The organism is Paenibacillus sp. FSL H8-0259, from assembly GCF_037963255.1.
Taxonomy (GTDB): Bacteria; Bacillota; Bacilli; order Paenibacillales; family Paenibacillaceae; genus Paenibacillus_AQ; species Paenibacillus_AQ phytohabitans.
The window spans coordinates 4,933,330-4,949,271 of record NZ_CP150147.1 but is presented as its reverse complement, the minus strand read 5'-3'; the positions used below and the strand labels follow the sequence as shown (position 1 = coordinate 4,949,271).

At 40.7% G+C, this 15,942-nt stretch carries 14 protein-coding genes and 1 pseudogene; 14 read left to right on the top strand and 1 reads right to left on the bottom strand.

The genetic code is table 11. From position 1 onward, the window contains the following. The first annotated feature begins 109 nt into the window (after positions 1-109). The gene (locus NSU01_RS21300; protein WP_076243218.1) at positions 110-2,686 is read left to right on the top strand and encodes a glycosyl hydrolase; all 2,577 of its coding nucleotides are present in this window, start codon (positions 110-112) and stop codon (positions 2,684-2,686) included. A gap of 1,175 nt (positions 2,687-3,861) precedes the next feature. Here the strand turns inward: NSU01_RS21300 and NSU01_RS21295 are convergent. Beyond that, positions 3,862-5,130 carry a hypothetical protein gene (locus tag NSU01_RS21295; RefSeq protein WP_144026024.1) on the bottom strand — a complete coding sequence of 423 codons (1,269 nt, stop codon included), beginning with the start codon at positions 5,128-5,130 and terminating at the stop codon, positions 3,862-3,864. A 488-nt stretch (positions 5,131-5,618) separates the two neighbouring features. Between NSU01_RS21295 and NSU01_RS21290 the strand changes: the two genes are divergently transcribed. The 13 genes and pseudogenes from NSU01_RS21290 (at position 5,619) to NSU01_RS21230 (ending at position 15,775) form a co-directional block, all read left to right on the top strand. Continuing rightward, positions 5,619-5,855: a hypothetical protein gene (locus tag NSU01_RS21290; protein WP_144026023.1), complete on the top strand. Its 237-nt coding sequence runs from the start codon at positions 5,619-5,621 to the stop codon at positions 5,853-5,855. 240 nt (positions 5,856-6,095) lie between these two features. Next, positions 6,096-7,145: a MerR family transcriptional regulator gene (locus NSU01_RS21285; RefSeq protein ID WP_339302335.1), complete on the top strand. Its 1,050-nt coding sequence runs from the start codon at positions 6,096-6,098 to the stop codon at positions 7,143-7,145. Between the two features lie 279 nt (positions 7,146-7,424). Then, positions 7,425-7,952: a hypothetical protein gene (locus NSU01_RS21280; protein ID WP_076243214.1), complete on the top strand. Its 528-nt coding sequence runs from the start codon at positions 7,425-7,427 to the stop codon at positions 7,950-7,952. 68 nt (positions 7,953-8,020) lie between these two features. Beyond that, positions 8,021-8,380 (top strand): NUDIX hydrolase, encoded by a 360-nt coding sequence (locus NSU01_RS21275; RefSeq protein ID WP_083705408.1) that lies wholly within the window; start codon positions 8,021-8,023, stop codon positions 8,378-8,380. After that, positions 8,362-8,578 (top strand): annotated as a pseudogene (locus tag NSU01_RS21270) (IS5/IS1182 family transposase); the annotation flags it as partial. The gene NSU01_RS21275 and the pseudogene NSU01_RS21270, both read left to right, overlap by 19 nt. Positions 8,579-9,377: 799 nt before the next feature. Further along, the gene (locus NSU01_RS21265; protein ID WP_144026022.1) at positions 9,378-9,869 is read left to right on the top strand and encodes a hypothetical protein; all 492 of its coding nucleotides are present in this window, start codon (positions 9,378-9,380) and stop codon (positions 9,867-9,869) included. A 972-nt stretch (positions 9,870-10,841) separates the two neighbouring features. Beyond that, entirely contained in the window at positions 10,842-11,186 is a 345-nt protein-coding gene (locus NSU01_RS21260) for a serine hydrolase domain-containing protein (RefSeq protein WP_042138245.1), read from the top strand. Beyond that, entirely contained in the window at positions 11,120-11,674 is a 555-nt protein-coding gene (locus NSU01_RS21255; protein WP_083705405.1) for a serine hydrolase domain-containing protein, read from the top strand. The genes NSU01_RS21260 and NSU01_RS21255 overlap by 67 nt, the downstream gene beginning before the upstream one ends. 557 nt (positions 11,675-12,231) lie before the next feature. Beyond that, positions 12,232-12,969, top strand: coding sequence for a metallophosphoesterase family protein (locus NSU01_RS21250; RefSeq protein WP_042138241.1), 738 nt, complete (start codon positions 12,232-12,234; stop codon positions 12,967-12,969). 443 nt (positions 12,970-13,412) lie between these two features. Continuing rightward, entirely contained in the window at positions 13,413-13,694 is a 282-nt protein-coding gene (locus tag NSU01_RS21245) for a hypothetical protein (protein WP_076243210.1), read from the top strand. Between the two features lie 13 nt (positions 13,695-13,707). Beyond that, a complete protein-coding gene (locus tag NSU01_RS21240; protein WP_042138238.1) occupies positions 13,708-13,968 on the top strand; it encodes a helix-turn-helix domain-containing protein in 261 nt (86 codons plus the stop codon). 29 nt (positions 13,969-13,997) lie between these two features. Continuing rightward, entirely contained in the window at positions 13,998-14,687 is a 690-nt protein-coding gene (locus NSU01_RS21235) for a hypothetical protein (RefSeq protein WP_144026021.1), read from the top strand. 26 nt (positions 14,688-14,713) lie between these two features. Next, a complete protein-coding gene (locus NSU01_RS21230; RefSeq protein WP_076243209.1) occupies positions 14,714-15,775 on the top strand; it encodes a DUF5808 domain-containing protein in 1,062 nt (353 codons plus the stop codon). Positions 15,776-15,942: the final 167 nt, after the last annotated feature.

Here is a 15,942-nt window from a genome sequence, read left to right as displayed (position 1 = left end):
AACGATTTACAAAATATGGAATGTATGTTATCTTTGCTATGAAAGCGCATCCAAGACTTGATAGATTGATCAAGTATTTACCATTTTATCATGGGGAGGAAAGGTGGAAATGAAAAATTTGCTCAAGAAGGCAAGCACAATGATCCTGGCATTTACTCTGATGCTTGGAGTGATGACAGCGCCGCCCGTTCATGCAGACAACGCACTTTTCACAATTGAAAGCGAAAATGCTCAGCTCACCTCCGATCTTCAAGTGACGACCCAAATTTACGGACAACCTAAGCCCGGCTACACCGGGAGCGGTTTTGTCTGGATGCAGAATTCAGGCACCATTACCTTCAATGTGACGGTCCCGGAAACAGGCATGTACACGATCTCCACCCGTTATATGCAGGAGCTTAGCGCAGACGGCCGGCTTCAATCGTTGAACGTTAACGGCGTTACGAAAGGTTCGTATATGCTGCCTTACACGACCACATGGTCGGATTTCGATTTTGGCTATCACAAGCTGAATCAGGGCAGTAACACCATCCAGCTGAAGGCGGGCTGGGGCTTCGCTTATTTTGACAGCTTCAGTGTGGATGTTGCCGATCTGGATCCCCTGGATGTGCAGCCTGTTCTCAGTGATGCTCAAGCTACACCGGAAACTCAGCTGCTGATGAATTATCTGACAGAGGTCTACGGCAACCATATGATCTCCGGCCAGCAGGAGATTTACGGGGGAGGCAATGACGGGAATTCCGAGCTGGAGTTCGACTGGATTCACAATTTAACCGGCAAGTATCCGGCCATCCGCGGGTTCGATCTGATGAACTATAATCCGCTATACGGCTGGGAGGACGGTACAACCGCGCGGATGATCGACTGGGTGAACAACCGGGGCGGGATTGCGACTAACAGCTGGCATCTCACTGTTCCCCGGGATTTCACCGCCTATCAGCTGGGGGAATTTGTGGATTGGAAGGAAGCTACCTACAAGCCGACGGAAACTAATTTTAATACAACCAATGCAGTCATTCCCGGGACGAAAGAGTACCAATACGTACAGCTGGCCATAGCCGATTTGGCGGAGCAGCTGCAGATTCTGCAGGATAACAACGTGCCGGTTATTTTCAGACCCTATCACGAGGCCGAAGGTAACGGCGGGTTGAACGGGCAAGGCGCGTGGTTCTGGTGGGCATCAGCAGGCGCAGAGGTATATAAGCAGCTGTGGGATCAGCTATATACCGAACTTACAGAAACCTATGACCTGCACAACCTGATCTGGACGTATAACAGCTATGTTTACAGTACTTCTCCCGCCTGGTATCCCGGTGACGATCAGGTGGATATTGTAGGCTACGATAAATACAATACCGTCTACAACCGCTATGACGGTTTGTCCGGCGTGCCCAATGAGGATGCGATTACCTCGATTTTCTATCAGCTGGTGGATCTAACCGGCGGCAAGAAAATGGTAGCCATGACCGAGAACGATACTGTCCCAAGCGTACAGAATCTGACCGAGGAGAAGTCGGGCTGGCTCTATTTCCTGCCGTGGTATGGCGAGCATCTCATGAGTTCTGCCTTTAATTATCCGGCTACACTGACCACGCTATATCAGAGCAATTATGTGATTACGCTGGATGAGCTGCCCGATTTAACAATTGATGATCCAACTCCAAGCGCGTCCATTACACCTGCAAGTATCGAATTTGACAAGTATGCAACGGGTCAAAGCGACAAAGCCGTAACCGTGAATGCTAACGGTAATACGTTAACTGCCCTCCGGACTGGGGGCAATGCCTTGACCGCGACGCAGGATTATACTGTAAGCGGAAATACGCTGCTGCTGAAAAAGTCATTCCTGGCAACGCTCCCGGTTGGCGAGCATTCGATTGTCTTTGATTTCAATCAGGGACAAGATCCCGTATTGAAAGTTACAATTGTCGATACCACACCGAGTGCATCTATTGCACCTGTGAGCGCGGCCTTTGATAAAGCAACGGCCCAAGCGCAGGATATTTCCGTAGCCCTTACCTTAAACGGACATCAGCTTGCAAACCTGACGAATGGAAGCAACACGCTTGTATCGGGCCAGGATTATACGGCATCAGGCGCAACAGTCGTCCTGAAGAAATCCTATCTCTCCACGCTGCCGCTCGGCCAGAATGCGATCACCTTCCATTTTAACGGAGGAAATAACGCGGTACTTACGGTAAATGTAGCGGATAGCAGTGTTCCGCTACCAACGGGCGGCTTGACGATCCAGGCTTTTAATGGCAACACCAGTGCCTCTACTAACGGAATTTCGGCCAAACTCAAAGTCGTCAATACCGGCAATTCGGCAGTTCAGCTCAGTGATGTAAAGCTCCGGTATTACTACACGATCGACGGCGAGAAAGATCAGAGCTTCTGGATCGACTGGTCCAGTGCCGGAAGCGCGAACGTAACCAGCAAGTTCGTGAAGCTGGCAACCCCGGTTACCGGTGCCGATTATGCGCTGGAAATTGGCTTCACCAGTTCGGCTGGAACGCTAAACCCCGGCCAGAGCGCGGAGATCCAGACCCGCTTCTCCAAAACCGACTGGTCCAATTACAACCAGGCTAACGATTATTCGTTCAAGGCCTCCGCCAGTCAATTTGTTAACAATGAGCAGGTCACCGGATATATGAATGGCCAACTGGTGTGGGGGATTGAGCCTTAACACAGGGTAGGATAAAGGGCTGGATTGGGGGATACCCTGGTCTGGCCCTTTTTGTGCACACGGATGCATATAATATAATCAGGCGGTGAAGTTATGAGACTCAAGCATGAACCGGATAAATGCAAGATACTGATTGAAGACAATATTGATATTGAATTTTTGAGAGCTATTTTCGACCCCGTCCGAAGTGAACTACAGATCTTCCTTGCGGGTAACGGCGAAATGAAGATTGGGGAGATTGCAGAGTATTTTCCTCAGAACCGTTCAGTGAATTCCTGTCATCTGGATTTCAAGAACAGGTTCAAAATTGTGCGGAGAAGGAAGTCGATACCTTCGAAGAGACAGCGAATAATATGAAAGCACTCATGAATTTGCTATAGCAGGGTGCTTTTCATTTTATTATATATGTGCATTTGTGTGCACAAGAACACGAAGGGGATTTTTATTTTGGAACAATCAATTAGAAAATGGTGGGTGATAGTCACAGTTAGTTTAGCCGTATTTGTGCCAAGCTGGATATTACAATTGTGAATGTAGCCTTGAAAAACCAAATGCTGCAAGTTTTCCGTAAAGCGGGAGCTGTTGCCGGCTCGCAGATCTTTGATAGCAAGCTGAAGGATTCAAATAGATGCCGGCTTTTGCAGACATTAAGCATATTGTTTTTGTTCTTGATGGTAAATCGCCAAGCGCGATAACAGCCTGTTTTCTTAACAATTTGTATATAGTTTTCAGATGTTAATTCACTCTTACTTTGGCGGGACGTTGACGGAATTTATTTTTGCTTAATGAGCGAGTAAAAATAAAGCAGTAGTGATATCAATGAGACACTTGCAAAAGTTTTAATTATCACTGAAACACTCGATATTTTAACATCGAATATTCCCAAGTATAAAAAACCTACTACACCGGAGTCATAGGTAGCTGAGATTAATAACAAAATTGCTAATATCAAAGGTAAAATAGTAGTTAACAAAGAAATATTTTTAATTATTTCCTTCCGTTCATCCTTGATAATGAAAATTATCGAAAATAAAAGAAAAATCAAGATGAATAAGAAAAACATTAAACCACCTCTTCAGGATATTGATTTTGAAAGTCTTTGGAAAAATGAGTAATCACTGTAATGAAACAGAGTGAAAAAGAAAAGCTCCACTCTGTTTCTATTTGTAAATATCTTACTTGGAAGTATATGAAAAGTACATGCTTTTAGTTTGTGCTCCAAACGCTAAATAATTTTGTGAATTAAATACATCATATGACCATCTTATGTTTAGATTCTTTGTTGTATTAGTATTATAATGTCCTACTGCAAAAATTGTATCAAAGGTGTTTCCAACATCTTTTAATTGCATACCAGTCGCGTATTCTACATCTGCTATTCTTGCTTTATTGGTACCACTGTTATCAAAGGTTTTTAAGGATTTGCTTGGAAAAGTTTCTGCATTTGTATAACCTGTACTAAATGAAACCCATGTTCCAGGAATCTTATAAGAAACTTTCACTGTGAAATTCAAACTACCACTTTGATAGTAACTTCCATCCCATTGAACATATCTAAAGTAATCTCCCGGTTCTGTATATGCTTCGATTTTGGTGGGTGTAGCAGATCCTATTGTGAAATTTGTTTGACTTGAGTTCGCACTAGGATAGTCTGTTGAATGTGTACTTTCTGATAAAACATAAAATTTTGTAGTGAAAGTTCCACCAGAATTATCAAGTGCAGTTGGACCCTCAATATATGCTCTTAAAGTGATGTCTTCATATATAATTAAACCACCAATATTATAGGAAAGTGTATGAGTGACATCTGAATGACCACTTGCTAAGGCAAGAGTTGAGAAACCTGTAGAGGTTTTTGCAGAAGCAGGTTTAAAAACCTTACCATACCAAAATTCATTTTCATGTTTAGCAAGTTCATAATTCTTGCTATCGTTGAATAAAGCCTCTACATCTATTCTTTGTGTTATGTCCGAATCTTCATATACTGTTAAGTTTTTTGTGCCTTTTTCAAGGAGGTATATTTTTAATGTTGTTTTCCCGTTACTATCATCAAAAAATCCAATATTTTCCTCAGGTCTTTTTTCTATTCCCAAATAAATAACTTCATAGTTATTATCTGTATCAATTAAATCTCCGACCAATTTCCCTGGGTATTCCGATCTTGTTAATTTTCCGGTTAAGTTAAAAGACGACTTAGTAACACCGTTTGAATAAACATCACCTACTACTGAAACGTTGGTTTGAGAAAGTTGAATATTGCTTAAGACGACTTCCGAATTTTTTAAGGTATCGTGGCTTGGATTTTCCCCCAGAACATCAGCAGTATAGGATTTGGCATTAAGATTGATTTCGTGATTAGTGCTATCAGAACCAAAAACTATTGAAGTATTCATTAGAGTAAATACTAGTAGAAAAATAGATAAAGATTTCATTAAGTATTTCAAGTTATCAGCTCCAAAATTTTTTTGGATGCGCATCCTCTTAATATCTTACAATAAATTACATAGAAAATAAAGGAATAAAAGTAAAAAAATAATATTACTGTATTATGAGGCGATAAATCTTTTTTACCTCAACTAAAATGTCATGAAGATATTACAAATGCTAAAAGCGAGGTTATCCGAAGAAGATTTTGACCTAGTCGAAATGCTATATGATTTACAGAGTGACTCAAGCTCGTTGCATTCAGCGTTATCTTTTATCCAAGGCTATAAAATAGGAGCTTTAATGATGATCGATGTCTTTAGTGACAAAGATTCTGTTTACGAAGGAATATAATACGTTAGTAATGGAAACCGGGGTGAAAATAAAGCTTCGGTTCTTTTATTGGAAAAAAATCACATGAGGGAAGTTCTTTTGGAAGGGCAGAAGGGGATATTGTCGAATATTAAAAAGATTATGAGAAGCAAGTCGGTCAGGGAGTGTGCCAATAGTGAACAAAAAGTTTATTGTGTCTAGTTTTCTTATCATGTTTTCAGTGGTATGTCTATCCATTACGGTCTATGCAGCCACTGCAGCATACTCTTTAAGGGTAAACGGGGCTGCCATTAAAGGGGAAGCTAAAGTCATTGATGGAGTGACCTATGTACCTTTGCGTACAGTTATTGAAGGGATGGGAGGGTCATATCATGTCATGCCTGAGTCGAATACAATGAGTCCAATCCATTAATTTTTGGTTCAAAAGCATATTTCGAAATGAATGAAAATTTTGATAAATTCATTGGTTCAGTCTCTATTGAAGAAGCGAATACGGGAAAGGATGTTTTGAAAAACCTTAATTCCTGAAGGTCATCCATCTGGGATGATGGTTTTATCAAGTCCAGATGACCGGCAGAATGCTCTATGGATGAAGGTAGAGTAACATCGTAATACTTAAGGATAATTACATAAGCTTCCGGTACCAGGTCTCTTGACTCTAACGTCGCGTAAACCTGTATATTTACTCTCAGAAGGAGGGATAGTCATCGAACTGCAAACCATCAGTCAGGTGTCAAAGCACTTTTCAGTCTCCACCCGTACCCTTAGGTATTACGAGCAAATCGGGTTGATTACGCCTGCGAAAAAGGAAGATTCCGCTTACCGCGCTTATGATGCCGAAGCCATCACACGTCTGCGTCAGATTATCGTTCTGCGTAAACTGCGGATTCCGCTCAGACAGATTGCCGAAATTCTGCAAAGCGCGGAAGCGCGTGTTGCAATCGAAGCTTTTGAGCGTAACCTTGCGGATATTGAGGACGAGATCACCGCGCTCTCCACCATTCGCAGTGTTATCAAAGCCTTTGTCGAATATCTGAATCTCAGAGGTGCGAAATTCGCACTGCCTGACGACGCAAGTTTACTGGAGGTTGTGGATTCCTTGACTGTCTCGAAAATCAACTTCAAGGAGGAAAAGTCAATGGAAGAATTAAACAAGGCAAATGAAAATTTAAACAAGCTGGCGGACAAAGATGTGCGGATTGTCTATCTGCCGCCCATGACTGTGGCTGCTGCTTATGCAACGGGAGAAGGCTGCGAAGGCAAAGCGCTGGATATGATCACGCAATTTGTAACAGAAAGCGGATTGCTAACAATTAAACCCGATGCCCGGAGTTTTGGTTTTGACTGCTCTAAAGGGGCAGCAGGAATCGGAGAACCCTCCCATGTATATGAGGTGTGGGTATCCATTCCGGGCGACACAGAGGTTCCCGCGCCTTTAGTCAAACGTACGTTTGACGGCGGGTTATATGCCGCACATGTGCTCAGGGCATGGGACTTCGAGGACTGGCGTTTATTAAAAGAATGGGTTAACGCAAGCAATAAATATGATAATGATTGGGATTCTCCGCGCTGGGCATCGCTTGAAACGGTTGCAGGGCAAGGATTTGAGGAAACATTGAATTTTTATAATTACGTACAAAATGGCGGTAAAATGGACGATTTACAGCTTGATTTATTGTTTCCGATTAAGGAGAAGGTATAAGAGTAAGATCGCCGGGTAAGGCAGATTAAAATCGGCGGTTATAATTGGGTGTCCCGACATACAAAATTACACAGCTGTGATTATAACCGCAGATATTATAGAACAATGCGCCAGTGAATTCCAATCGGTATTTCCTCTTACATACGATAATCCTCCCAAACCATGAACAACTACTCCATATATATCTGCGTACGTGTAACAAAAGCTGAATTCATTTCGTTATAGTCAATGAGTAATGGTTCCCAATAAGAGCGAGAAAACAATGGAGGAGGGGACGGTTTGGTCAGAATTGTCTTAACATTAATGACGCTTCTATTCAGTTTAACGGGCTGTTCCGCTTCGCATAATGCCACAACATTAGACCACAATGCTACTGCGGCAAAAGATTATTTGGAATCTAAGGGTTACAAGGTCTCTTCGTATGAAGGCTCCAGTGAAGTCTACACCTTAACAAAAGAAAAGTTAATGAATTTACCATATTCCAATTACTGGGGGCTGCAAACCGAAGATCCCAGTGTTTATCTGGACAAAGAGGTTAACGTACAGAAGTTCATAGTAACAAACCATCCATTGGATAACTGGAAATCCACAAGCGCCAAACCGGAGAATATTGTTAAATCTAAAGGGAAAACCGCAATTTGGATCTATGTCGTGGATAACCAGGCAGTAGGCGGACATTCTTATCCAGTAATCGATCAGGCCATGGATGGCGGCGTATGGTCATTAGATGGAAGAACATTAGAAGAAGTGCATTCTATGAGTTATAAAGCTTGGTTAGAGCAATGGGAAGCAAAGTTTGGCAGCTAATGAAATATTAAGAATCGCAAAGATTCGTTATGCCGTGGGTGTCACATATCTAAGAAAGGGTGGGTTCGATGTTCTACGTTAATTCAAGAGCATTCATTGAACGATTCAATGATGGAGAACCTGAGATCGTCATACAAAGAAGAATGAAAACAGATACCTCCTTTAAGTTCGAACTTCCCGGGGGGAGAATTGAACCCTTTGAGTCGTTGATCCAAGCCCTGATCAGAGAGGTTAAAGAAGAGACTGGATTAGATGTATACGAAATAGAAGGAAATGAGACAAGAATTGATACCCTAGGGATTAATCCAGAATTTGATGTGGAATGCCTTCAACCATTCGCAGCCTATCATACGGTTAAAGGTCCGGTCGATTCCATCGGGTATTATTTTAGATGTAAGGCAAAGGGTGAAAGAGCAACGAACATGTAAAGCAAGCTGCGTTTCAGGAAAGAGAAGCCTTTAAAGCCAAAATTAAAGAATGCTACAAAATTGGAGCCGAAAATAGCGAATCAATCACAGACACGGGTACGATGTTGCATCTCCTCGGGTTCAGTTGGCATGGGAATTCAGGGAGCTATGGCGATATTCACTGTTAGTTTAAAACGAATATTGAAACTTATGGGGTAGATAAAAGTCGAAGAATTAGGTGAGAAAAAACGACGACCATTCGGAGGGACCGAATAGGCGTCGTTTTTTTTGATACATTTTTCAGTGGCCTCAGATGGCGAGAGCAGTTTTTTCAAACTTAGTATTTCTGGATGTCCCCAATTGGCCCTGATCGTTCGTTGCACATGTATACACATCCCCGTCTTCGGCAAGTACTGCAGAAAAATCATATCCTGTTAAAATTCATTTACTTCTCGAAAGCCCTTGCACTTGTACAGGCGAAGAGCGAAACGTCGTCGCCTAGTTGTCCTATGTCATTCATCCCCCAAGGGTCCGAAGCTTTCGTCATCCTTTAATATAAGACCATGATTCGATAGAAACGATACTTTCACAAACTTTGGACTGGACGTGGATGCAAAGATAGGCGTCGGATCAAACTAGACATATCATAAATAATAATAGTACATACCTTTTCATGTTACTCATTCTCCTTACCTCCGTAATTTCTTCATTTAATATAATCCCAGATCAATAACACCGTATCACCATTAATGATAACTGGGGCAGATTTATGTGCAATTGCACATTTTATATTAATCAACCTAAAAATATTTTAATAGTTGATTTAATTTTCAATTACGCTTACTGGTTTAGTTTGGTCTAACTTAGTTTCAAAGCGGCTTTAAATCTTACTTACTGCATCAGTGAAGCTCCGTAAGAGGTTCGCTCACGAGCTCGCCATCATTGTTAAGTTCAGCTTATATAGTGACATTTTTCATGAATTATATTAGTAATTTATGGTAAAGTTCTTATATCAAAAATGAAGGGATTGGTATTAATAAAAAAATTATCCTTGTATGCATTTTCATTTGCATTAATTGTGAGTCTTTCTCTCTCTTCGGTAGTTTTGGCAGCTCCAATTGATAATAGTACATTGAGACAGGTGCAAACATCTGGGGCAGATAAGACTTGGGTCGGTGAATGGCAGGGAGAGGATACAATTATCGTTGACTCCCTTGGCAATGTTACTACCTCTGGTGAACTCAAAAAAACATCAAGTTTAGTATTTCCAACAGAATCCACAACTATCCGAGACGTATTAATTCAACCGGACTTACTAACTCCCACTTTTGAACTCCCAAACGAATCTTTTGCCACCTTGGCATCCGATTATGGTCATGCATGGCCCTATTCGGCTGTTAATAGTTCTGCAGTTAACTGCTATGGTTATGCTACCAAAGCCCCATGGAAAATGAATCCTGGCGATGGAGATGGCGTTTCAAAGCAGATTCACAATATTTTACGAATGTGAATTATGTTGCTAACCTGGTAGTCCAAGATGGAAATACAAATTCATTATATTTTATACCTGGCTGGCGAATACTAAGTAGCAGAACTGCGGCCGTTAACGCCGATGAACATCGAATAGCTTTAAGAATTGGTTGGATTGATACCAATGGTAATGGTAAAGTTGACTTCCTGACCAGTATGGTTTTGGTGGAGATAATGTTGATTATCATTTTATGCTTCAAAATAGCACAGGAACCTGGTCTGAAAAACACGGTCCAAATCCATCACAAAATACTGGAATTACTGATCCAAGTAATTTTATCTGGAGCAATGGTATCTACTATAATTTTTATAACAGTTCTACGGTTTATATTGCTGCCAAGGTTCACTAATATCTAACACACAAACAAGCGGTGGTTGTCATTTCTGCCGCTTGTTTATCATATTTTGATAAAAATATATTTCATTAAGAACTCAGACTTAATTAACGTTTATAAATGAACATCTTTAACAAAACTCCGCAATCCGCTACAGTCGTGATCATCTTTCTCTAGAATATCCTTTAATAGTGCTATTCCCTTATCGACTGGAGAGTCTTTATCTAAGAATTATCCGTCGAGTCATATGAATAATCATCCCCAGAGTTTCATTGTAGTTTTTGCACCTTCAAAGACATATACTTTTGTTGTTTCTTTAAATGTGCAAGACACGATGATAATTAAACAGCTACCTGATAATGGGCTATTAAGTGCAAGATTAACATGGAAACTTTGTCGAGAAGGAAGATAAAAAGGCAGTAACTTCTAGCCATTGATGAGATGTCCGTGTGAATCAATCTTTTAATGAAACTTCTGCTAATAATTTGGCAGGAGTTTTTTATTTGGAAGCAAGGTATATATTCGCAGGGAACGGGATGGAATGAACGTCTAAATTAAGAACAGCATAGTGACTTAGGGATTTTGAATTTGATATACGAATTCAAAGGAGAACGACAATGCAGAAGAGTACTAGGAGAAAGGAAACTATTGTAACAGTAAGTGCAGTCCTGCTGATCGTGCTCATCGCTACTACTGCATGTTGGCATTCGATTGGAAATTTATTTGGATCGGGAAATTATGCTATTGAGCAAAACATGGTGAAAACCATTATGAGCAAAACAGCGACTCCAGGCGTTGCCATCGTATCATCCAAACAGGGCGAGACAGAATTTAGGGTGTACGGCTACGCCGATGTGGAACAAGAAAAGCCGGTCACTGAGGAAACACTTTTCGAATTGGGCTCGACCACCAAAGCGTTTACGGCTCTAGCTGTTATTTTGCTACAAGAAGAGGGAGCTTAGCTTATTCCGATTATATTTCAGATTATCTTCTCTGGTTTGCTCCAGATTACAAGGGGGAGAAAACTGAGATTTCTATTAGACAACTATTGGCTCATACAAGCGGTATACCGTCATGGAGCATCAGGTTAATTCCTGAAGGTACAACGGAAGAAATGCTTGGAACAACCATACATAAGATTTCTAATATTGCGCTAGATACAAATCCGGGGACTGAATATCAGTATGCAACTGTTAATTATGATATTTTAGCAATGATTATCGAACAAGTTACAGGTATGAATTATCAGGATTATGTAACTGGGCACATACTGATTCCGCTGGGGATGACTGACAGTTATTTTTCAACAGGACAGGAAAAGAAGCTGGAGCAGCTTACTCAAGGTTATCGCGCGTTTTTCGGGAAAAGCTTAGCATACAACGCCCCCAGATATTATGGAGATATTGCAGCGGGATATCTGGTAACGAATTTCAAGGATTTGGAGCACTAGATCACTGCCCAGATGGAAATAGGCGATCTACCGGATAATCTGAAGAACGCAATTTATCAAACACATGAGGTTGACATCCGGGCAGCCGGATATGAGTCTGTAAACCAACTATTCCTTCCTCAACGGCACCCTCGTTGATTGCGCAGAACAGGTATGGGCAAATGAATTAGAGCCCTATGAACACCTATAAATATGACGATATCTACATCATAACTGATCTGGTATCATCGTTGTTAGTTCTGTTAGCCGCTATTGGCATCATTCTTAAGGTAATGATACTAGCCGTAGGGACACCCCGACACATAATAGATGAGCAAGATAGACGCAGGAAAAAGACCAGGGTTCGTATTACTCTACTCTTTAGAATGCTGCTGTTAGTTTTGACACTGATCTGGCCTTATCTGTTGAACTATAGTTACCCTATGCTTACCGTATGGATGTCCTATTCGGTATTGTTGTGGATGGGGCTTACTGCTATTAACTGCGTTGTTATCCATTTTATTGGCTGTCCGCTCTTTGAATCATTATAAAATAGACAAAGGAAGTGTCGATAGATTATGAAGATTGGAGTAATTGCTGATATCCACGGTAATGCTCCTGCCTTAAAGGCAGTTCTTAATGAGTTTGACCTGAGGCGGGACATTGAACATATTTATTGCTTAGGAGATATGATAGGGATTGGACCAGATACAAATGAAGTTCTGACAATCTTATTTGCCAGAAGTGATGTCTCAATGATTACCGGGAATCACGATGAAGCAGTTTTAGCACTTCAAAAAGGGGAAGATTATCCATTAAGCCACTCTCACGCTAAAGAGCATCACCAATGGATAGCAGATCTTATGGACAAAGGCTTCATCACCAGATTAGAACAGTTGCCTCGGACAATCACTTTAACAATCGAAGGCAAGTCTATATTGTTTATCCATTATCATATTGAGCAGACCCAATTAAATGAACATATAAGCAAAGATCCTTTTAGTGAAATTGTTGAGCCGAGTTTAGATAATTTACTCTCTCTATTCAAAGGAAGCGAAGACAAATTAATATGTTTTGGGCATCATCATCCAATTCATTTTTTTGAGGGTAAAGATACTATCTTTTTAAATCCCGGTTCTTTAGGATGCAATTCACAACCAACTGCCCGATATTCAGTAGTAGATATAGCAAAGGACAAAATTACAGTCAGTTTAGAGGAAGTCTCCTATGATAACACAAAATTTTTAGAGTCATATGAATTATTGCAGGTTCCAGAACGTGACTTTCTTATCAAAGTATTTCACAGCAATCAGTAAAAACAGAAATGAAGGAGTAAAAAAGCTAATGTTGAACCTGGTAAGCGAAATGAGAACAAGCTCCTGTGATTATCACACGAGCTTTTTTGCGCTGGCAATCGGAACATCCAAATTACCGCTCTCATAGCGGGAGTAGGTGGCTTGTTATGTAAAAGCTCAGCCATTTGTTGTGTTTAAATACTTTTTCGATTGAACGAAGCGTGGAATAACACCCTTGACAATATTTTGCAAATGGCGTACTGTATGCGGTAAGTGATAAGTAGTAAGTAGTAAGTAAAACGATTTCAAAAGGTTCTTCATACACACGAATCACGAACCGGCTTATCTAAATTATGGGTAGGGGTGGATGGCTATGATGGATTTGAAATTAGCACAAAGTTTTGCACTGATCGCCATGGAATGGAGTTAGGGGTAAACAGTTCCTGCAAATGAAGTCGTCGTTTATGAAGACAGATGCGGGCAGCAGTATCAATTTTTTCTTCCCTTTCCTTGAGCGGTCACAAGCTGTCTTTGTAGAGACAGAGGCTTGGTTCGATAATTCTAATAAAAGGCTAAACTCCGTCCTTACAAGGCTAAAATCCTATGGACATGAGGTTAAGGTGATTGAGAGAGGTTCATTTGCGACTGTCAAAATAGATAATTTGTTATACGATGCGATGCCGCATTATGTGATGATGAGAGTACCGATTCAAGGTGTGCGTCTTGTTCCGAAGCGCCCACTGTAAAGGAGTTGTATCCATGTCTAGGCAACGTTCCATGGAGGCGATTCTGGCCTCAGAGCATGTGTCAATAGGTGAATTGGTAAGAATCACAGGTTCCCGTTATAGCACGCTGAAACATTACACCGAAGAAGGTATGCTGCCCTTTGAACAGGCTGAAGAGAATTTAACACGCAGGTATAAAAGAGAGGAAACCGTCGCACGCATTATTTGGATAAAAGAGCTGAAAGCGAACGGTTTATCTATCCCGCAAATTAAAGAAGCTATAGATGCTTTATAATGATAAGAAAGTTGAAGGTGGCTTATATAATGAAGGTTAAGATTCTATTTGTATTATTGACAATTTCATTAGCAATAAATGCTGTGATATTTTATGGATTAACTAAATATGATTTAGTTGAGAAAGGAAGTACTCAATTACCTAAAACAAGTATGGCAGCAGATTCATTGAAATTAACAGAAAATAAAGTTGACATAGAAGAAAAAGTAAAATCTGGTTACGGATATATCTATAGTTTAACGGATGATCAAATCATGAAAGCGATCAATGAAGGAAAAAAAGATGGTGCATATTTTGGTGAAGACTTCAAATTACCTTTATTATCATCGACCAGCAACGATAGTACATTTGAATACAGGGACGTATTTATTAATACACCTTACAGATTTGTGGCAATACATTCAAGTAATCAATACGCAAAATATGATAGGACGTCATCTATAGAAGAAGTGTGGAAATTTATCAGCTATGATCATATTTCATTCTCTGCTTATGTGATGCGTGGATGGGCTAAGATGTTAGCCATTGAAATGATACAGGAAGGTAGAATAATACAACCATACAAGACTGAAAATAATGCGAATGGAGATATGAAGAGTGTCAATTTTTCAGTCAATGATATAGATTTTCGGGAACCTGCTTCTTTGAAAATATTTGAAAAAAGTAATCCTGAAAAATATGCAGAGTATAAGATCGCTTTCGAGGATTATGTGAAATAATATCCATGTAGAATGAGGTGAATGGTATGACGATACTGCCTGTTATAATATTTATCCTAGTATTTGTACCTTCCATTGTACTCATCGTGAGTATGCCGTATTTAACAAAAGAGACGATTAGTTTCGGAGTCACCGTCAGCGCTGTACAATTCCTCAGTGAGCCGCTGCGCCAGATGCGGAGGTCATATGCCAGGATTAGTGCTATTCTATATACCATCCTATTCATTGTTGGCATCCTATGCCTAATCTACAGTGATGAACATTCGAAGCAAGTCAGTTGGATTATTATTACCTATGCACTCGCCATGCTCGTAATCTCCCTTGTCATTAATATTAGCTATCATTTAAAAATGAAAAGTGTACTGCCCACGCTGACTATTGCTCCTGAACCATCGATCATGACCGTGGACACTGAATTGCCAAACAGAAACAGGGGCTTATCTAATTATTGGTTCTTCATTCATGTTGTCATTATGGTTGTTAATATTGTATTTGTGCTCTGCAACTACGATCTGATTCCTGATCAGCTTCCAATTCATTATAACAGCAGTTTGAGCATAGACCGCTATGCAGCTAAATCGTATACCTCTGTGTTTATGACTACGCTAATTCAAGGGCTCGTAATACTGTTGTTCCTATTTGAGAATTGGAGTATTCGCAGAGAGAAACAGCAGGTTAGAGAAGACGTAACTTACCGCCGGGCTTGGTCGTGTTTTATGATTACAGCCAGCTTCCTAATAGTGATCCTGTTAGCCGTCGGGCAGCTCAATATGATATCTCTGCTTAACATGAATTTCGCTATCCCCCTTATCCTAATCATAATAGCGTTTATCATCCTATACGCTCTCGCCTTATCGTTCTGGGCGGGTCAGGTCGAAAGCCGCTTGGAGCGATCTGCCGATAGCGCCAATGTCAGACCTGTCCATGATGAAGATAAATGGAAATTAGGTATGATTTATTTCAATCGCAAAGATCCAAACCTAATTGTCGAGAAAAGGTTTGGAGTCGGCTGGGGATTAAATTTCGGTCACCCGGTTGTCTGGCTGATTTTGCTCGGAGTTATTGTAGTGTTAGTTGTGGTGCGGTAAGAAAGCTTTAAGTGATGGGACTAGCGTAAAACAAGCTCATGTGGTTCGTCACCGGGCTTGTTTTTGTGCTGCTTAAGATCTTTGTCTCCGTCTAAACTGCGGATTTTTGTATGCAATGATCATTATTCTAATTTAACTTTTGGAGTAAGGTTTCTTTTGGTTCGTTC